We start from the raw sequence: 17,611 nt of genomic DNA on the forward strand, positions 1-17,611 counted from the left end.
GACCGCGCTAGAGTTCGGCTTGCACACCAACCGGCGGGAGCGGCGTGCGTACGCCTGCGAGACGTGCCGAGGGTGGCACTTGACCTCGATGGTGGAGCGGAGTGCCGCCTGAGCGGGAACTGGCTCGGGCGGTCCGTCACTTCGTCGATGCCCGCGGCGAGAGGTCGAGTCTCAGCGACACTTCGTCGACGTCCGTTTCCCGCAGGATCTCCAACAGGTCCTCCTGCCGTGGCTGTCCGAACGTCAGCCGGTTGGGAGCCTTCGGCTGAGCGGTCGAGCTCCTCGCCCCAAGACCGCAGGTGCCTTCCCTCGACGTCCCGTGTACGGACCCTTCCTCACACCGCCCGACCTTCCTGCACCACCGTCCGGATCCGCGCGTCCCCCAACACGGCCATGTCCTCCAACGGGTCGTCGTCCACCACCAGCAGGTCCCCGTACGCCCCCGGCGTCAGCCGCCCCAGCCTGTCGTCGCGCAGCAGCTTCGCCGCCTGCGACGTCGCCGAGCGGATGACGTCGATGGCCGGCACGTGCTCGGCGCGAATGGTGAGTTCCTTCGACTGGTGCCGCTGCATCCCGCCCAGCAGGTCCGACCCGTACGCCGGGATGATCCCCGCGTCGTGACACAGCTTCAGCGCCTTGACGCCGCCGTCGAGCACTGCCTCGATCTTGCGGTACATCACCTCGGGCAGGCCGTGCCTGCGGCCCTCCTCCTGCAGCGCCCAATAGGTCACCAGATTCATCGTCACGAACGCGTCGTGCTCCTTCAGCGCGTCGACGACCGACTCGTCCATGAGGTTCGCGTGCTCGATGCTGCGTACGCCACCCTCGAGCGCCCGAAGAATGGCCTTCGCCGTGTACGCGTGCGCCGCCACATAGCGGTTCGCCGCCACGGCCTCCTCGACGATCGCCCGGATCTCGTCCATCGAATACTGCGTCGAGTCGATCCGGTCCGTCGGCGAGGCCACTCCGCCGCTCACCATGATCTTGATGTGATCCGCGCCGCGGCGGATCTCGTCGCGCGCGGCCCGGCGCACCTCGTCGACGCCGTCGGCCACCCGCGCGATGATCGGGCAGCAGTAGTGCGGATCCCACACGTTGCGCCCCGGCCCGCGCATGTCGCCGTGGCCGCCGGTCTGCGACAACGCCTTGCCGCCCATGAACAGCCGCGGACCGCGTACCAGCCCCTCGCGCTGGGCCTCCTTGATACCGAAGTCGGCGCCGCCGATATCGCGGACGGTCGTGAAGCCGCGGTCCAGCATGCGGCCCATCTCCTGGACTGGCTGCGGGCCTTGGTCGACGGGCAGAAGCTGCAGGGACAGGCTGGCCGGGCCTTCGAGCACCTGCTCATGAATCCCGGCATGGCGAGCCACTCGCCGGCCACGGACATCGCCCGAGATGCCGGCGTGAGCGTCTCCACCATCACCCGGTTGGCGCAACGTCTGGGATATGACGGGTGGCCGGCGTTGCAGGGTGAGCTGCGAGCGCACTACATCGCCCATCTGTCAGCCGTCGAGGTTGCGGCCGAGCGTGGCCAACGGGATACGCCCCTACGGGACAGCCTTCTCAAGGATGTCGAGTCCACCGACGAGCTGCTGCGGCGGGTCCGGGACGCCGACCTGGTCCGCGTCGCCCGGATCATCGCGGCCGCGCGGAGCATCCACGTCACGGCCGAGGGAAGCTTCGCCGCGGTCGGTCACGCACTCAGCCACAACATCCAGCTTGCTGGCTATCCCTGTCACGGCCTGCTCGACCGCCCTGCGGCCATCGCCAACGCCACCTCCTGCATGGCTGACGGCGACGTACTCATCGTCTGCTCCTACTGGCGGCTGTATCGCACGGCGGTCGCCGCAGCCCAGCAGGCCCATGCCCATGGCGCCACGGTCATCGCGATGACCGACAACCTGCCTCCGGAGCTGGCCGCTGCTGTCGACGAGGTGCTGATCGTGCCGACCGAGGGAACATCGTTCTTTCCGTCCCTGACGCCGGCCATGGCGCTTCAGCAGGGCCTCGTGGCAACGCTGGCGTCGTTGGATCCCGAACGGACCATGACCTCCATCGCCGACATGGAGGCCGGCTGGGACGCGTACGCCCTCCTGCATCACTCGGTTCGCACCCGCCAGACCTGACCGCCGCGTACGCTACCCCGACCCAAGGAGGCCCTTCCTGTCGCTGGCCCGAGGGCCACTCCCTCACAACGCCACGAGCGGCCCCCGTACGGTGGAGCCATGTCCGAACTCGTCCTCATCGCCAACGCCGGTGACGGCACCGTCTCGACCCTGCGGCTGGCCGACGGTCACCTGACCCCGCTCGCCACCTCGCCGGTCGGCGAGGGCGTCGGCACCCTCGCCGTCGACCCCAACCGCGACCTCGTGTACGCCGCCGTCAAGCCCGAAGGTGACGCCCCGGCCGCCGTCGTCACGCTGCGCCTCGACCGCGTCAGCGGCGAACTGGCCGAGGTCGGTCGCCGGCCCGTCGACGACGCGCTGGCCTACGTGGCGCTGACGCCCGACCGCCGCGTGCTGCTCGGCGCGTCGTACCACGGCGGTTTCGGCGCCACCTGGCCCGTCGACGACGACGGCACCGTCGGCGAACCGGTGGGCCGCGTCGACCACCCCAACGTCCACTGCGCGGTCACCGACGGGCAGGTCGCCTACTTCGTGTCGCTGGGGGGCGATCTCGTCGACCAGCAGCGGCTGGGCGCCGACGGCACGCTCGAGCCCCTCGGCACGGTCGCCCTCCCCGACGGGTGCGGGCCGCGCCACCTGATCGTCGACGGCGAGAACGCGTACCTGATCACCGAATACTCCGGCGAGGTTTTCCACCTTACGCGTGCCGCCGACGGCCGGCTCACCCGCCGTGACCCCGTCAGCATCGTCGACCCCGACGCCGGCCTCCGCCACTCCCGCATGGGCGCCGACCCCAAGGCCGAGGGCCTGATCTGGGGCGCCGACGTCCACCGCGCCGGCGACTTCCTGCTCGCGAGCGAGCGTACGGCCTCCACCCTGGCCACCGTGGCGATCGAGGAAGGTGGCTCGCTCAGCCGCCCCCTCGCGTACGCGCCCACGCCCGAGCAGCCGCGCGGCTTCGGGGTCGCGGGCGACGGGCGCCACGCGATCGTGGTGGGGGAGCAGGCCACCGACGCGCAGCTGTACGCCGTGGAGGCCGACGGCACCCTCAACGCGATCGAGCTCGTCGGCGTGGGGAAGGGTGCGAACTGGGTGTGCGTCGTCGCGGAGTGATGAACTTCGCCACCGCTGCGGGCATCCCACCGGTCTCGGCCCTCCTGCTCACCGTGATGCTGCGACACGTACGCGATCAGACCGGCCATGTCCTCGCCTTCGCCGCGGTCGCGTGCGCGGTGCCGTTCTTCGGTTCGGGGCGTGACGCCCCTTTGAGAGCGCGATAGACGACCCGCAACAATGTGGTCAATCTGACGAGGAGGTCGGTCATGGCTAAGGCATACATCGTCGACGCGCTGCGTACGCCCGTCGGGCGACGCGGCAAGGGACTCGCTCAGGTCCACCCCATCGATCTGGGCGCGGCACCGATCCGCGCGCTGCTGGAACGGTATGAAGATCGGGTCGGCGGCTCCGCCCTGGTCGACGAGGTCATCTACGGCTGCATCGACCAGCTGGGACCGCAGTCGTTCGACGTGGCGCGGCAGTGCTGGCTCGCCGCCGGTGGCGCGGAGGACGTTCCCGCGACGACGATCGACCGGCAGTGCGGCTCGGGCCAGCAGGCGGTGCACTATGCGGCGCAGGCCGTGATGAGCGGCACGAGCGATCTCGTCGTCGCTGGTGGCGTGCAGTCGATGAGCGCGGTCCCGCTGAGCAGCGCGTACGCCGCGGGCGAGCACTTCGGCTTCCCCGACCCGTTCAGCGGCTCGCAGGGCTGGACCGCGCGCTACGGCGACGAGGAGATCTCGCAGTTCCGCGGCGCGGAGATGCTGGCGGAGCGCTACGACCTGTCGCGTGAGGAGCTCGAGGCGCTGTCGGCGGAGTCGCACCGCCGCGCGCTGCATGCGCAGGAGCAGGGGTGGTTCGCCGACGAGATCGTGCCTCTGGCGGGTGTCGAGGCCGACGAGGGGCCGCGTACGCCGGACCTGGCGAAGATGGCGACCCTGCCAACCATCCGGGAGGGCGGGCGGCTGACCGCCGCCACCGCGTCGCAGATGTCCGACGGTGCGGGCGCGCTGCTGATCGCCTCGGAGGCGGCCGTCGAGCGATATGGCCTCGAGCCCATGGCCCGCATCCACCACATCTCCGCGCGCGGCTCCGACCCCGTGGTGATGCTGGACGCGCCGATCCCGGCGACGAGGTACGCGCTGGAGCGCGCCGGCATGAGCCTCGACGACATGGACCACATCGAGATCAACGAGGCGTTCGCGTCCGTGGTCCTGGCGTGGCAGCGGGAGCTGGAGCCCGACATGGCGAAGGTGAACCCGTACGGCGGGGCGATGGCGCTCGGGCATCCCATCGGGGCGACGGGTGCGCGGCTGATGACCACGCTCGTGCACGCGCTCGTGCGGACCGGGAAGCGGTATGGCCTGCAGACCATGTGTGAGGGCGGCGGGCAGGCGAACGTGACGATCGTGGAGAACCTGCGGCGCTGAAAGAAAGCTTGAGCAGTGGCAGTTCCTGACGTATCGTTTCGTCTCTGGGCTGGCCGCAAGGCCTTGGTCCACCCCTTAGGCGGGGATGTCCCCCGCCTAAACCAATTCTTGGGCTCCGATGCGTGAGTTGAGTATCTTCATCGACGAGTCAGGCGATTCCCGCTCGATCGCCGTGGGCGTCCGCTTCTGGGCTTCGAGCCGAGCCCGGGCGTGCTCGATGCGGTGTCTGCGCCGTTGGTGGTGGTGGGCCCACGTCCGTGGCGGTGCTCCGGGCCGGAGGCACATACCCCCGCTGCAGGATCTCGTGGAGGACACGTGTGCGGATCTCGGGGGTGTAGGTCAGGGGCGGGAGGAGGGGGGCATGGGGGTGTCCTCTCGGATGGGGGTTAGGAACGTCCGCCGGTGTTGACGGCTTGGAGCTCGGTGACCGGGACGGTCGCCGAAGCGGTGCGGGTGACGGGGATGGTGCCGGTCTGTCCGAGCGCGGTCCAGGTGACCTGCCAGGTCGCCTCAGCGGTGATGGTGTGCCGGCCGACCTTCGCGAACGAGAGCCCGCAGGGACTCTTGGTCATCGGCGCAACGCTGCGGCTCCACCGCGGCATCTGTCCGCACCGCACCGACTGCCCGTCTGAGGTCGTGAACCTCGTCGGCGAGCGATGGGCGTCCAGCGTGAGGGTGAGTCCCTGCTGGGTGACGGTGGTGCTCATCTGACCAGGGTCATCGGTCCACAGCCACAGCGGATAGCCCACGAGGGCCTGACCCAACGGGTTGATGTCCGGCGGAGGCCCGACCCGCGGCCCGCCCGCGGGCAGCTGCATGTTCGCCACGGCCTGCTGGGCCACCACCCGCGGATCCGGTGGCGGTGGGAGCGGGATCGGTGGCAGGACTGCAGGGTCGCTGCCGACTGGACTGGCCTGCAGCGTACACAGCGGGTTCGCGGGAGTGGGCGTGCACGGCGGGGCGGGGGCTCCCCCGCCTCCTCCGTCGCTGCCTCCGGTCGGCCCGCCAGACCTGGACACCGTCTGAGAGCCCCCGCGGCTCCCGCCACCGCTCCCCCCGCTGTTCCCGCTCCCCCCGCCCCCGCCGCTGCTGCTGGAGCTGCCCGCGGACAGCGTGATGTTTCCGCCCGACGAGACAGAGGTGGAGGGGGCGCCGTGCCCGTCTCGATCGGCGTGGGCGTACGGAGCCGCGCCGAGCACGAGTGCACCGCCGGCGGCTGCGACCAAGCTGGTCCTCACCAGTCGCATCGCTCCACCTTCTTCGTGTCGACGTCGACGAGCTTCACCTTGCCGTCGATGATCTTGGCGTACGCGTACCCCTGCGCCAGTGTGCTCTCCTCACGTCGGCCATCGGCGTAGACCGCCGCCGATCCTCTGCGGTCCTCGCAGATCTGGATGGTGAGTCGCTGGTCGGAGCCGTTCTTGGCCTGGTCGGTCGCTGGTCGCCACTTCGCAGTGCTGGGCGTCCCCTGGACCTTGAACTTCGTGGCGCGCTGGTTCTGGAGCAGGGCCATGTCCTGCTTGAGGTAGAGGTCGGTCTCGACCTCGAGCATCTTCGCCGTCGGCTGGTCGGCGCCACCTGCACGTGAGAGCCGCTCGAACTCGGCGAAGGCCGTCTCGTACGCCTGGCCGGCCTGCTTGGACAGATCCTCGGCCGAGAGGGTGGGGGACGTCGTCGGGGTCGCCGCCGGCGTGCTCGTTGCTGTAGGGGTGGGCGTGGGTTGGGCCGGGGACGGGGTGCACGCGGCCAGGGCGGCCGCGGTGGCCAGGATGCCGGGGATGGACAGAACGCGCATGGGGGCTCCTTAGTTCGCGATCGCCTAAAGGGTGGACAGGGTGTCATCGTGCAGGTCCAGGCCGAGCTGGCGAGCCTGGTCGTGGATCTGCTGGGTGAGGCGCTCGACCTCGGCGGTGTTGCCGGCGCGGTGCTCGGCCTGGAGGCGGAGCACCATCAGCGGCTCGGAACCGGGGTCGATCTCCAGCCCCCGGCCGGTAGCCCACCGTGCCAGACGGAGATCTCCCTCGTCGAGCGCACGCCGGGTGAGCTCGTGGGCGATGTCGGACATCAGCGAGGGGATCTCGGTGCGGAGCCGCTCGCCGTGGCTCCACTCCTGGCGGCTGGTACCGGCCAGAGCCGGACCGCGGACGTGGGCGAGGGCCTCGAGGATAGGAGCATCAGACCCAGGGTGACGGTCGTCGGTGCGACCCACGGCTCCGCAGCGGTCGGCGGCCAGATGAACAGCAGCGGATCGGCGTCCGGGTCAGGCACGCTCCAGCCGCGCTGCCACAGGTGAGCGAGATGTCGTCGCTGACGAAGTTGTGCGCGTTCGTCATCACCTCGATGTCCGGGCCGTCCATGTCTGTGCCTGCTTGCGCGTGGCCTTGGTTTGCGATCTCGCGCATATTGGTGTGCCGTTGGGGTTCAGCCTCTTGGCGGGATGACCCTGAGTAGATGGGTGAGTGCCCGTGCTCCCCTCACAAGAGGGGATGCTCCCGCCAAGGGGCCCTCCTATAGCGAATGACTATATGGGAGAGAGTGAGAGGGTTCACACAGAGTTTCAGTTGTCTTACCATCGGTACATGGTCACCAAGCGCTCTTCCTATGAGGACATCCTGATGGATGGCTCTGACACTTCTGGCCCAGGGCCTGCAGCGAGGGCGGTCTGGGCCAAGTCGGGTGGACGTGCCCAGCAGTGGCTTCCTCTCGTGCAACACATGCTCGACACCGAGGCCATGGCCGCGCGCCTGTTCGACTCATGGCTGGCTCCGGGCGTACGGAAACGCTGGGCGGCTGTGTTCCCGCAGGGCGTGGACGACGCACGGGCAGTCTTTCTGTTCCTTGCTGCCGTCCACGACGTTGGTAAGGCCTCGCCCGTGTTCTCGGCACAGGTCGAGACGCTGGCGGATCGGGCTCGACAGGTGGGGCTCGACTGCCCGCGGATGCAGGAGATGGTAGACGATCGCCCTCATCTCCCTCACGGCACGGTCGGCTATTTCGCAGTGCGTGACTGGCTGAAGGGGCGCAGCGTCGACACGGCTCTCGCTGACCAGCTGGCCGGCATCGTCGGTGCCCACCATGGCAAGCCTGTCGGCAACCCCCAGAAGAGGGCTGCTTTGGGCCGTCCTTTCGCTACTGGGGGAGAGTCGTGGGACGTCGTGCGAGCGGAGCTCCTGAATTGGGTCGATCGGCGTCAGGGGATCAGCGCGCGGCTGGCGGGGTGGGGCCGCGTACGAATCCCCCTGCCGGTCCAGGTCGGCATGTGCGGCTTGCTGATCATGGCGGACTGGCTCGCCAGCAACCAGGACTACTTCGGCCTCATGGCGGCCGACGGTGACCTCGCTCCCGAGGTGCTGGCCGAGGCCGACCTCCAAGCGCGGTGGGACCACGGGTGGGGAGAGGTGGGGATGCCCGCCGCGTGGGCGCCGGATAACCCGGTCGATGCCCCGGCCGACCTCTACAGGTCTCGGTTCGGGTGGGGGCAGGACCGCTCGCCGCGCCCGCTGCAGGAGACAGTGCTGGAAGTTGTGCGGGAGCACGCGCCATCCTTGCTCATCGTGGAGTCCGGCATGGGGTCGGGCAAGACCGAGGCAGCTTTCGCTGCTGCAGAGGTGATGGCCGCACGATGGGGCGCGCATGGGCTGTTCGTCGCCCTGCCGACCCAAGCGACCACGGACGCGATGTTCGGTCGCATGCTCGAATGGCTCGGCAACCTCCCCGAGCCGCCTGCGGATGTGCCGGCGTGGGCACTCACCCTCGCACACGGCAAGGCGGCGCTGAACTCCGCGTTTGCCGACCAGGTCGCCGCCTTCGACGAGTTCGTGAAGGCCGACGGTCACCACGGAGGCATGCAGGACATCCGGGACGAGGAGACGGATGCACCGTTGGTGAACGCCGTCGCCCACCAGTGGTTCCGCGGCCGAAAACGGCGCCTGCTCGCCAACTTCGGCATCGGCACGATCGACCAGATCCTCATGGGAGCCCTCCAGCAGAAACACCTCATGCTTCGTCACATCGCACTGGCCGGCAAGGTGGTCATCGTGGACGAGGTTCACGCCTCGGACGAGTTCATGAACGTGTATCTGGACCGCATGCTGCACTGGCTGGGCCACTACGGCGTCCCGGTCATCCTGTTGTCGGCGACCCTCACGACGGAGCGCAAGCGCGCAATGCTGGAGGCATACGCCCCCGGTGCGAGTAGTGGCGATCTGGTAGCGGAGTACCCCCTCCTCACTTGGGTGACGGCGGACCGGACAGCCGTCGCTGCCCGAGCGGTGCCCGATCATGCACCGCCTACGACCGTCTCGTGGGATTGGACAGCGGACGACGACGCCACCCTCATGGATCTGCTCGATGCCGAGCTCACCGAGGGAGGATGCGCCCTCGTGGTCCGAAACACGGTCAAGGACGCCCAGCGCCTCGCCGGGGTGCTGCAGGCCTCCGACCGCTTCCCCCAGGTGATCCTCGCCCACTCACGCTTCCTTGCCGCCGACCGTGCGGCCAACGATGCACGCCTCCTGGCCCTCTTCGGACCGGAATCCGGCAAGGGCAGTCGGCCAGGCAGAGCTGTTGTCGTTGCGACCCAGGTGGTGGAGCAGTCGCTGGACGTCGACTTCGACGTCATGATCACCGATCTCGCGCCGATCGACCTGCTGTTCCAGCGTATCGGCCGGCTTCACCGGCATGCGTGGCGTACGCGGCCGTCACGGCTCAGTCAGGCCCGGGTGTACATCATCGGAGAAGAAGAGGGCGGCCTTCGGCGGGGCAGTGGAGGGTCCCGGGTGGTCTACGGGGAGCACGCCCTACTGAGCACGGCCCTCGTCCTTCAGGAACACGGCCCGACCCTGACGCTTGCCGCAGACATCGCACCACTCGTGCAGCGTGCCCTCGGTAACGGTCAGGTCGTGCCTCCCCACACCTTGGCGGAGGAGTTTGCACGCGCCCGAGAGGAGGCCACACGGGAGGCGGGCACACGTCGTGCCGGTGCCGAGACCGCCTGTCTCGACCCGTGGAACGGAGGGGCCCGCGACGACCTGGGGGCCTGGCTCACCCTGACTACCGACCCCAGCGAGAGTCGCCTGGCAGCCACGGTGCGTGACATCCGCCCCAGCCTGGAGGTGATCGTGGTGCCCGTCTTCCCCGACGGCTCGACGGCGCTCGTGCCGCCGTGGATGGGGGATGGCGGAACACTGGACGTCTCGACGGAGCCCGACGACATCACTGCCCGGCGCATCGCCTCCTGGACGGTGAAGCTCCCGCCGTCTGTGACTCCTTCGCCCCGGCACCTCGACCTCGTCCTCGATGAGCTGCGCGACAACCATGCCCGCGGTTGGTCGTGGCACCGCCACCCCCTGATCAAAGGCCAGCCCCTGCTGCCCATGCGCCAGACCACCGAAGGGAGCACGACCTTGGAGACCACGCTGTTCGCCGGCGGAGAACGCCCCGTCCGCCTGCGTTACACCCCCGAACAGGGGCTGCAGGAGGTGTGTGATGACGTTCAACCTTCTTGACGAGCCCTGGATCCTCGCTCAGCGCGATGACGGGCCGACCGAGGTCTCGTTGCTGGACGCCTTCCGGCAGAGCGCCCAGATCCGCGCCCTGACCGGTGAGGTCCCGACCCAGGCCTTCGCGATCCTGCGCCTGATGCTCGCGATCTGTCAGGACGCCTTCCAGATCCACTCCAACGACACCCTGCTCGACCTGCGCGATGAAGGCCTCGGCCTCGGCGTGATCGAGGACTACCTGGCACGCCACCGGGACAGGTTCGACCTGTTCCACCCCAGCCAGCCGTTCATGCAGGTCGCGGACTTGCGGACAGCGAAGGGGGAACACTCGGACCTGTCCAAGATCATCGCTGACGTTCCCAACGGTCAGCAGTTCTTCACCACGCGGGCCGGTTCAGGGCTGGACCGTATCTCGGCTGCGGAGGCGGCGCGCTGGCTCGTCCACGTCCAGGCCTTCGATCCATCCGGGATCCGCTCGGGCGCCGTGGGGGATCCCTTGGCCAAGAACGGCAAGGGCTACCCCATCGGTCCGTCGTGGGCCGGCCAGCTCGGTGGTGTGGTTCTCCACGGCCCCCACCTCGACCGGACTCTGCTCAACAACCTCGTCAGCACGGAGGGCAAGCCCGACGACCATCCGTTCTGGGTGGACCCGCCCCAGACCCAGCTCCGCGTCGAAGACAGCGTCGCCCCCGGGCCGGTCTCGGCGTTGGTCTGGCAGTCCCGTCGCGTACGCCTGGTGGGAGACCGCAGCGGTGTGCATGGTGTCGTCCTTTCTCTGGGAGACCAGGTCACCCCCCAGCAGATGAGGGGGCTGGAGGCCATGACGGGGTGGCGATACTCGAGACCCCAGTCGAAGAAGTTCGGACGCGACGTCTACATGCCCAACGAGCACGATCCCGACCGTGCCCTGTGGCGCGGGCTCCCAGCGATCGTTGCCGCCGGCGTGCAGAAGCTCGAAGACGGCTCCACGGTCTCGAGCTTCTTGGCTCCGATGACCTACGAACAGCTGAACGCGGAGGAGAACCCGTTCGTCCTGCAGATCATCGGTATCCAGTACGGGCCGCAGAGCGCCACCATCGAGGAGATCATCGACGACCGGATCGAGCTTCACGGCTCGCTGCTGGGCGACGACGCATGGCCGATCCGGACAGCGATCCACGATGCCGTTGCCACCAGCGAGACCTGCGTACGCGCGCTTGGACAGCTGGCCGCCAGCATCGCGCGCGCCGCGGGGGAGAAGGGCGACGGGGCGGGTGACGCCGACCGGCAGCGGGCGATGGCCCGCGCCTGGGCCGCGCTCGACCAACCCGCTCGAGTCTGGGTCGGCTCCCTCACCGCGGCCAGCGACCCGCAGGAGTCAAAACGAGACTGGCAGAGACACCTCGACGCGATGCTGAGGGCTCTCGGGCAGGAACTCGTCGACCGTGCCGGCCCTGCGGCTGTCCGGGGCCGTGACACGAGTTTCGGGTTCATGTCGGCCCACCGCGCGTACAGCTTCTTCGTGCGCGACCTGCGCAAGACCCTCACCCTCGTCCGTCCCGCCCCGAAGGAGGGCACTGCATCATGACCGAGTCACAGACCTGCGGCGAGCTCGTCCGTCGCCGCATCGCGACGATCGCCTCCGACCCTGCAAACCTCACCCCCCATGGTCGGGCCGCGCTCGCTCACCTCCGCCACGGGCTGGGCAAGCCACCCGGATCCGTGCCCCAGATCTGGGAGCTAACCCTGGTCGACGACCGCGCCAGCGGTGGCCCTAGCTGGCGGGAGACAGCCGTGCACGTCGCACTGACCCAGTGGGCCGCCCACCAGCAGTCGAAGACCGTGCCGATGCACACGACCGATCGCAGGTTCGGGGAGGCGCTCCGGCTCCTGGCCGAGCGTCAGGAGCGGAGGAATCCCCAGTCGACGCCAGCGTACCGCCGCATGATGGCGCTCGCCTCGGGCCGAAGCCTCGCCGGGATCACCACCCACGCTCGGGGGCTCATCGACCAGTTACGCGCCGCTGGCATCGGTTTCGACTACGGCCGCTGGGCCGACAACCTCTACCTGCTGCAGGTTCCCGGTCGTGCTGTCGATGTGCAGCGCGAGTGGGGCCGCGACTTCTACCGCCTCAACGATGACCAGATCGCCGAGCACCTCAGCCACACCACCGACCAGCCCACCGCTGCCACCGAAGGAGCAGACCGATGACGACCTACCTCGAGATCCACGCCATCCAGAACGTCCCTCCCGCCAACATGAACCGCGACGACACGGGCGCACCGAAGACCGCCACCTACGGCGGTGTCGTTCGCGGCCGCGTGTCGTCGCAGTCATGGAAGCGTGCCATGCGAGAAGCCTTCAACCGCGACCTCGACCCGATGGACGTGGGCCGCCGCAGCAAGCAGGTGGTTCGGCTCATGATGGACGCCATCGTGCGCCGACGACCCGAGCTGGAGGAGCGTGCCGAGGCCCTCGCGACCGCCGCGTTCGAGGTGGCGAAGCTCAAGCCGTCGAAGGCCAAGAAGGGGGACGCGGCGGTGGCCGAGATGGGCTACCTGCTGTTCCTGTCTCAGCGCCAGATCGAGGCCGTCGCCGACGTGATCGTGGCCAATGCGGACGCCGGGGACGACAAGGCGCTCCGTGCCGCCCTCACTGCCGCCAAGGTCCGGGACCTGTTCGATACCCAGCACTCGGTGGACATCGCCCTGTTCGGTCGCATGGTGGCTGACGCGCCCGACCTCAACGTCGATGCGGCCTGCCAGGTCGCCCACGCGTTGGGTGTCCACGAGGTCGTGCCGGAGTACGACTACTTCACGGCCGTCGACGACGTCGTACGGGAGGCGGAGGAGACCGGCGCCGGCATGATCGGCACGGTCGAGTTCTTCTCCTCCACGTTTTATCGCTATGCCGTCGTCAACCTCGACCAGCTGCAGACCAACCTCGGTGACGACAAGGCGGTCGGCCTCGCGCTGCAGGCGTTTGTGAAGGCGTTCGTGGAGTCGATGCCGACCGGCAAACAGAACACGTTCGCCAACGGCACTCGGCCCTCGGCCGTCATGGTCACCATCGGCTCGGGTCAGCCCGCGAGCCTCGTCGGCGCGTTCGAGGAGCCGGTCAAGGACTCCGCAGGGCATGTTGCTCAGGCGATCAACCGGCTGGCTGAACATGCGGAGGGCGTCTTCTCCACGTGGCGCCGTCCTGAGACCGTGCTCGTGTGCGGCTTGCCCGCGCAGGTCGGCAAGCTGGCAGAGCTCGGTGACGTGGTCTCCTTCGACGAGCTCGTGGCGCGGGCCGGCGCCATGGGTGGGGGTGTGGCGTGAGCGTTCTGGTCCTGCGACTGGCGGGTCCCCTGCAGAGCTGGGGAGTACGCAGCCGCTTCGTCCGCAGGACGACAGAACCGATGCCGACCAAGAGCGGGCTGATCGGCCTCCTTGCCGCGGCGAAGGGGTTGCGACGGCAGGACCCGCTGGAGGACTTGCTCGATCTGACGCTCGCCGTACGGGTCGACCAGCAGGGGGAGATGCTCCGCGACTTCCACACCGCCCACCACCAGGTGACGGGAGCCTCCATGCCGCTGTCCCAGAGGTACTACTGGGCCGATGCCGTGTTCACCGCCTTTATCGGTGGCAAGGAGCCTGTCGTGGAGGGGCTGGCCGAGGCGCTCGGCGACCCCGCCTACCCGCTGTATCTGGGCCGGCGGTCGTGTGTGCCCGAGGGGCGGCTCGTCCTGGACGTGTCGTCGGCGTCGATGGAGTCTCTCGTGCGGGAAACGCCGTGGCAGGCCTCTGCCCGCGTCCAGAAGGCACTGCGGCAGCCGCAGGCCACCCTGCCGGTCCAGGCGGACGAGGGCGTGTTCGAGGGGCTGGTGGCACTGCGCCAGCTGCAGGACGTCCCCATCAGCTTCGATCCCGAGCGGCGGGAGTATGCCGTCCGGGCCGTCGTCGACGTCACTGTTTCCGTGCCGAACCCGATCTGGGCGGAGAAACCCTCAGCCGGTCACGATCCGCTCAGTCTGGCCGAGGAGTACGCATGATTCTCACCCGCATGTATCTGAATCCACAGCGACGGGATGCCCGACGGCTGCTCGCGTCGCCTCAGGCCGTCCACGCCGCTGTGCTGGCCGGTTTTCCGCCGGACTCCGACCCTGGTCGGGTCCTGTGGCGTGTGGATGGTGCAGGAACCCCGCGTACGGCCCTGTGGATGGTCTCGGCAGAGGAACCGGATCTGGCTCATCTGGAGGAGCAGGCCGGATGGCCTTCTAAACCCACGGCACGGTCGGTCGCGTACGAAGGTCTTCTGGATGCCCTTGCGGTTGAGCAAGTGTGGTCGTTCCGCGTCACGGTGAACCCCACCCACCGTGGCAGGCGCGGTGACCGGCAGCAGGTCTTCGCCCATGTGACAGCCAAGCAGCAGACGCAGTGGCTGCTGGACCGACAGGAACGCATCGGCGCAGCTCTGGTTGATGACTCGGGCGGGCAGACCTTCGCGCTGGAGTCGAGGGAGGTACGCCGATTCCGGCGGGGAGACAGCTCGGTGACACTCGCCTACGCCACGTTCGCCGGGACATTGCGGGTGGTGGATCCCGATGCCTTGAGGGCCACGATGGTGCAGGGGCTTGGCCGTGGCAAGGCGTACGGCTGTGGACTCCTCACGCTGGCCCGGACATGATCCCGGGAGCGGCCCCGCCCACGGCTCGTCAGCTCAATCGTGTGGTGGACCGTGTGTCGTTCGTCTATCTCGAGCGATGCACTGTCAGCCGCGATGCCAACGCGGTGACTGCGACGAATGAGATTGGGACGGTTCACGTGCCGGCGGCGGGGGTGAACGTACTCCTGTTTGGCCCCGGCACGAGGGTGACGCATCACGCCATGATGCTGCTGGCCCAGTCGGGTGCCACGGCGGTCTGGGTCGGTGAGAACGCCGTGCGCTACTACGCGCACGGGGTCCCGCTGGCGAGGTCGACACGGCTCCTCGAGGCCCAGGCGGAGGCGGTGTCGCATCGGGACAAGCGTCTCGCCGTGGCTCGACGCATGTATGCCATGCGTTTCCCCGATGAGGTCCCTGACCGGTTGACGATGCAGCAGTTGCGTGGCCGGGAGGGTGCCAGGGTGCGTCAGATCTATCGGCGGGAGTCGGAGAGGACCGGCGTGCCGTGGATCCGAAGGGACTACGATCCGGAAGCGTTCGAGGCGGGTGATTCGATCAACCAGGCTCTGTCGGCCGCCCACGCCTGCCTCTACGGGGTTGTGCATGCGGTGATCGTCGGGCTGGGGTGTTCACCGGGACTCGGCTTCGTTCACACAGGCCATGCACGGGCGTTCGTCTATGACATCGCCGATCTCTACAAGGCCGACGTCACGATCCCCATCGCTTTCGAGGCAGTGGCCAGCGAGCCGGAGGACATCGTCAGCGACGCGCGCCGTCGCTCGCGCGACGCCATCCGTGAGGCCCAGGTGATCCAACGGTGTGTGAGTGACGTCAAGGGCTTGCTGGTCCCGGGGGACGAGGATACTGAGCTCCAGGTCGACGTGACCTACCTCTGGGACGACCGTGAAGATGCAGTGGCCGGTGGCGTGGACTACTCCGAGGTGCCCTGGTGATCGTCGTCGTCCTCACGAAGGTGCCGTCGGGACTGCGGGGGCATCTGACGCGCTGGCTTCTCGAGGTGGCTCCCGGTGTCTACGTCGGAAAGGTCTCCGTACGCGTTCGGGAGGAGTTGTGGGCGCTGGTCCTTGACATGGTGCGGGATGGGAACGCGCTGATGGTGGTGAGCGCCCGCAACGAGCAGGGCATGGAGATACGCAACCATCGGCATGCGTGGACGCCCGAGGACTTCGACGGCGTGGTTCTGATGCGCCGTCCACCTGCAACGGAGAACATCACGGGGAAGCCGACTCCCATGTCCCGAACTGCAAGGTTCCGTCGCGTACGCCCGCAGAAGTGAATGAGTTTGTTTGCTCCAGTGTGCGAAACTCCTAGTCAACAACTGTGCTCCCCGCGCGAGCGGGGATGATCCCAGGTTGATAACGAACGATTACCCCACCACCTGCGTGCTCCCCGCGCGAGCGGGGATGATCCCGTCGGGAAGTCGATCTTCCGCTGAGCGGCTAGGTGCTCCCCGCGCGAGCGGGGATGATCCGTATCTGGCAATGAACGCCGGCGAGGTAGCGGCGTGCTCCCCGCGCGAGCGGGGATGATCCCACGGTCCGGCAGGATCGTGGTCCAGTACGCCGGTGCTCCCCGCGCGAGCGGGGATGATCCGGTGGCACCGAAGGGGTACCGCGTCCAGACGATGTGCTCCCCGCGCGAGCGGGGATGATCCCGAAGCGGTGCGAGACCTCCTGAAGGCTCGGGAGTGCTCCCCGCGCGAGCGGGGATGATCCGTCTCCGGGTCGGACTTCGAGCACGTCGCCCACGTGCTCCCCGCGCGAGCGGGGATGATCCCTGGTCGAGCGTCTTGCCCGCCTTGACGGTGTCGTGCTCCCCGCGCGAGCGGGGATGATCCCCCCGGAACCGGATGCACGCGACCGCCACCCGCGTGCTCCCCGCGCGAGCGGGGATGATCCGGTGCAGTGGGTGATGTATCACGGCACCGAAGGGTGCTCCCCGCGCGAGCGGGGATGATCCGGTCGCCACATCAAGCGTGAAGCCGTCCGTTGGGTGCTCCCCGCGCGAGCGGGGATGATCCCATCGTGGATTTTCTCGCGGCTGCTGGCGGGTCGTGCTCCCCGCGCGAGCGGGGATGATCCGTGTGCGGCGGCGGATGTGGCCTTGGAGTTTGCGTGCTCCCCGCGCGAGCGGGGATGATCCGAAGATCCGGGCGAAGAGCCTCGACACCGACCGGTGCTCCCCGCGCGAGCGGGGATGATCCCGGTCGGTCGGGCGGCGCGGCGGTCCCCCACCGGTGCTCCCCGCGCGAGCGGGGATGATCCCGTTGCCGGAATACCCGGAGTAGCCGATGAGCTGTGCTCCCCGCGCGAGCGGGGATGATCCGTGGTGGCTTCCCGCGCTGGCCGCGCTGCTGGTGTGCTCCCCGCGCGAGCGGGGATGATCCGTAGTTGCCCCGCTCGGACTTGACGGCTGCTGCGTGCTCCCCGCGCGAGCGGGGATGATCCGGTGGGTTCGCCGGGCAGGGCGTGGACGGGAACGTGCTCCCCGCGCGAGCGGGGATGATCCCAACTCCGTGGCCAAGAGGCTCAAGGAATTGTCGTGCTCCCCGCGCGAGCGGGGATGATCCGTTCGCCACGTGATATTCGCCAACGCCCGGCGGGTGCTCCCCGCGCGAGCGGGGATGATCCGCTCTACGTCGGCGGGTCCAACTCCCGTGAGGAGGTGCTCCCCGCGCGAGCGGGGATGATCCGTGCTCCGGGCGCCCGATCGGGCATGCGCCGACGTGCTCCCCGCGCGAGCGGGGATGATCCGCTCTATGTCGGCGGCGGGAACGCTCGTGAGGAGTGCTCCCCGCGCGAGCGGGGATGATCCGGACGCCAACGCGCACCCGATCTCGGCCGCGTAG

At 68.8% G+C, this 17,611-nt stretch carries 16 protein-coding genes and 1 CRISPR repeat array (1 of these 17 cut by a window edge); of the genes, 11 read left to right on the top strand and 5 right to left on the bottom strand.

Annotated elements, in window-relative coordinates; translation table 11 throughout:
* Window positions 1–335 precede the first annotated feature (335 nt).
* Window positions 336–1,268 (bottom strand): metal-dependent hydrolase family protein, encoded by a 933-nt coding sequence (locus ACYVGD_RS03680; RefSeq protein ID WP_460741634.1) that lies wholly within the window; start codon window positions 1,266–1,268, stop codon window positions 336–338.
* Window positions 1,269–1,289: 21 nt separating this feature from the next.
* Between ACYVGD_RS03680 and ACYVGD_RS03685 the strand changes: the two genes are divergently transcribed.
* Window positions 1,290–2,126, top strand: coding sequence for a MurR/RpiR family transcriptional regulator (locus ACYVGD_RS03685; RefSeq protein ID WP_460741635.1), 837 nt, complete (start codon window positions 1,290–1,292; stop codon window positions 2,124–2,126).
* A 99-nt stretch (window positions 2,127–2,225) separates the two neighbouring features.
* A complete protein-coding gene (locus ACYVGD_RS03690) occupies window positions 2,226–3,239 on the top strand; it encodes a lactonase family protein (protein WP_460741636.1) in 1,014 nt (337 codons plus the stop codon).
* A gap of 76 nt (window positions 3,240–3,315) precedes the next feature.
* Here the strand turns inward: ACYVGD_RS03690 and ACYVGD_RS03695 are convergent, their stop codons facing one another.
* Window positions 3,316–3,450 (bottom strand): hypothetical protein, encoded by a 135-nt coding sequence (locus ACYVGD_RS03695; RefSeq protein ID WP_460741637.1) that lies wholly within the window; start codon window positions 3,448–3,450, stop codon window positions 3,316–3,318.
* Between ACYVGD_RS03695 and ACYVGD_RS03700 the strand changes: the two genes are divergently transcribed.
* Window positions 3,449–4,612, top strand: coding sequence for an acetyl-CoA C-acetyltransferase (locus ACYVGD_RS03700; RefSeq protein ID WP_460741638.1), 1,164 nt, complete (start codon window positions 3,449–3,451; stop codon window positions 4,610–4,612). The two genes, ACYVGD_RS03695 and ACYVGD_RS03700, sit on opposite strands and share 2 nt — an antisense overlap.
* Before the next feature lie 386 nt (window positions 4,613–4,998).
* Here ACYVGD_RS03700 and ACYVGD_RS03705 read toward each other — a convergent pair whose 3' ends face one another.
* The 3 genes from ACYVGD_RS03705 to ACYVGD_RS03715 all read right to left on the bottom strand — a co-directional run bounded on the left by ACYVGD_RS03705 (window position 4,999) and on the right by ACYVGD_RS03715 (window position 6,821).
* Window positions 4,999–5,457, bottom strand: a complete 459-nt coding sequence (locus ACYVGD_RS03705; protein ID WP_460741639.1) for a hypothetical protein — start codon at window positions 5,455–5,457, stop codon at window positions 4,999–5,001.
* Window positions 5,458–5,846: 389 nt separating this feature from the next.
* Window positions 5,847–6,407 carry a hypothetical protein gene (locus ACYVGD_RS03710; RefSeq protein WP_460741640.1) on the bottom strand — a complete coding sequence of 187 codons (561 nt, stop codon included), beginning with the start codon at window positions 6,405–6,407 and terminating at the stop codon, window positions 5,847–5,849.
* A 24-nt stretch (window positions 6,408–6,431) separates the two neighbouring features.
* Window positions 6,432–6,821, bottom strand: coding sequence for a hypothetical protein (locus tag ACYVGD_RS03715; RefSeq protein ID WP_460741641.1), 390 nt, complete (start codon window positions 6,819–6,821; stop codon window positions 6,432–6,434).
* A gap of 250 nt (window positions 6,822–7,071) precedes the next feature.
* Here ACYVGD_RS03715 and cas3 point away from each other — a divergent pair, with 250 nt between their 5' ends.
* From cas3 to cas2e, 8 genes are read left to right on the top strand one after another with little or no spacing between them, the layout of a single operon-like run.
* Window positions 7,072–10,119, top strand: coding sequence for a CRISPR-associated helicase Cas3' (cas3, locus tag ACYVGD_RS03720; protein WP_460741642.1), 3,048 nt, complete (start codon window positions 7,072–7,074; stop codon window positions 10,117–10,119).
* Entirely contained in the window at window positions 10,100–11,680 is a 1,581-nt protein-coding gene (casA, locus tag ACYVGD_RS03725) for a type I-E CRISPR-associated protein Cse1/CasA (RefSeq protein WP_460741643.1), read from the top strand. The genes cas3 and casA overlap by 20 nt, the downstream gene beginning before the upstream one ends.
* Window positions 11,677–12,303, top strand: coding sequence for a type I-E CRISPR-associated protein Cse2/CasB (gene casB / locus ACYVGD_RS03730; RefSeq protein ID WP_460741644.1), 627 nt, complete (start codon window positions 11,677–11,679; stop codon window positions 12,301–12,303). Before casA ends, casB begins: the two co-directional genes overlap by 4 nt.
* The gene (gene cas7e, locus ACYVGD_RS03735) at window positions 12,300–13,415 is read left to right on the top strand and encodes a type I-E CRISPR-associated protein Cas7/Cse4/CasC (RefSeq protein WP_460741645.1); all 1,116 of its coding nucleotides are present in this window, start codon (window positions 12,300–12,302) and stop codon (window positions 13,413–13,415) included. Before casB ends, cas7e begins: the two co-directional genes overlap by 4 nt.
* Window positions 13,412–14,128, top strand: a complete 717-nt coding sequence (gene cas5e, locus ACYVGD_RS03740) for a type I-E CRISPR-associated protein Cas5/CasD (protein ID WP_460741646.1) — start codon at window positions 13,412–13,414, stop codon at window positions 14,126–14,128. Before cas7e ends, cas5e begins: the two co-directional genes overlap by 4 nt.
* Window positions 14,125–14,763: a type I-E CRISPR-associated protein Cas6/Cse3/CasE gene (gene cas6e / locus ACYVGD_RS03745; protein ID WP_460741647.1), complete on the top strand. Its 639-nt coding sequence runs from the start codon at window positions 14,125–14,127 to the stop codon at window positions 14,761–14,763. The genes cas5e and cas6e overlap by 4 nt, the downstream gene beginning before the upstream one ends.
* The gene (gene cas1e / locus ACYVGD_RS03750) at window positions 14,760–15,695 is read left to right on the top strand and encodes a type I-E CRISPR-associated endonuclease Cas1e (protein WP_460741648.1); all 936 of its coding nucleotides are present in this window, start codon (window positions 14,760–14,762) and stop codon (window positions 15,693–15,695) included. Before cas6e ends, cas1e begins: the two co-directional genes overlap by 4 nt.
* The gene (gene cas2e, locus ACYVGD_RS03755) at window positions 15,692–16,039 is read left to right on the top strand and encodes a type I-E CRISPR-associated endoribonuclease Cas2e (RefSeq protein WP_460741649.1); all 348 of its coding nucleotides are present in this window, start codon (window positions 15,692–15,694) and stop codon (window positions 16,037–16,039) included. The genes cas1e and cas2e overlap by 4 nt, the downstream gene beginning before the upstream one ends.
* A 44-nt stretch (window positions 16,040–16,083) precedes the next feature.
* Window positions 16,084–17,611: a CRISPR direct-repeat array (repeat unit 28 nt; unit sequence GTGCTCCCCGCGCGAGCGGGGATGATCC) (it continues 2,591 nt past the right edge of the window).

This window comes from Mariniluteicoccus endophyticus, assembly GCF_054780035.1.

Excerpts from the sequence above, each read along its gene's own strand:
- ACYVGD_RS03680 (WP_460741634.1), bottom strand. The coding sequence starts at position 1,268 with ATGGGCCGCATGCTGGACCGCGGCTTCACGACCGTCCGCGATATCGGC.
- ACYVGD_RS03690 (WP_460741636.1), top strand. The coding sequence starts at position 2,226 with ATGTCCGAACTCGTCCTCATCGCCAACGCCGGTGACGGCACCGTCTCG.
- ACYVGD_RS03700 (WP_460741638.1), top strand. The coding sequence starts at position 3,449 with ATGGCTAAGGCATACATCGTCGACGCGCTGCGTACGCCCGTCGGGCGA.
- ACYVGD_RS03695 (WP_460741637.1), bottom strand. The coding sequence starts at position 3,450 with ATGACCGACCTCCTCGTCAGATTGACCACATTGTTGCGGGTCGTCTAT.
- ACYVGD_RS03710 (WP_460741640.1), bottom strand. The coding sequence starts at position 6,407 with ATGCGCGTTCTGTCCATCCCCGGCATCCTGGCCACCGCGGCCGCCCTG.
- casA (WP_460741643.1), top strand. The coding sequence starts at position 10,100 with ATGACGTTCAACCTTCTTGACGAGCCCTGGATCCTCGCTCAGCGCGAT.
- casB (WP_460741644.1), top strand. The coding sequence starts at position 11,677 with ATGACCGAGTCACAGACCTGCGGCGAGCTCGTCCGTCGCCGCATCGCG.
- cas7e (WP_460741645.1), top strand. The coding sequence starts at position 12,300 with ATGACGACCTACCTCGAGATCCACGCCATCCAGAACGTCCCTCCCGCC.
- cas6e (WP_460741647.1), top strand. The coding sequence starts at position 14,125 with ATGATTCTCACCCGCATGTATCTGAATCCACAGCGACGGGATGCCCGA.
- cas1e (WP_460741648.1), top strand. The coding sequence starts at position 14,760 with ATGATCCCGGGAGCGGCCCCGCCCACGGCTCGTCAGCTCAATCGTGTG.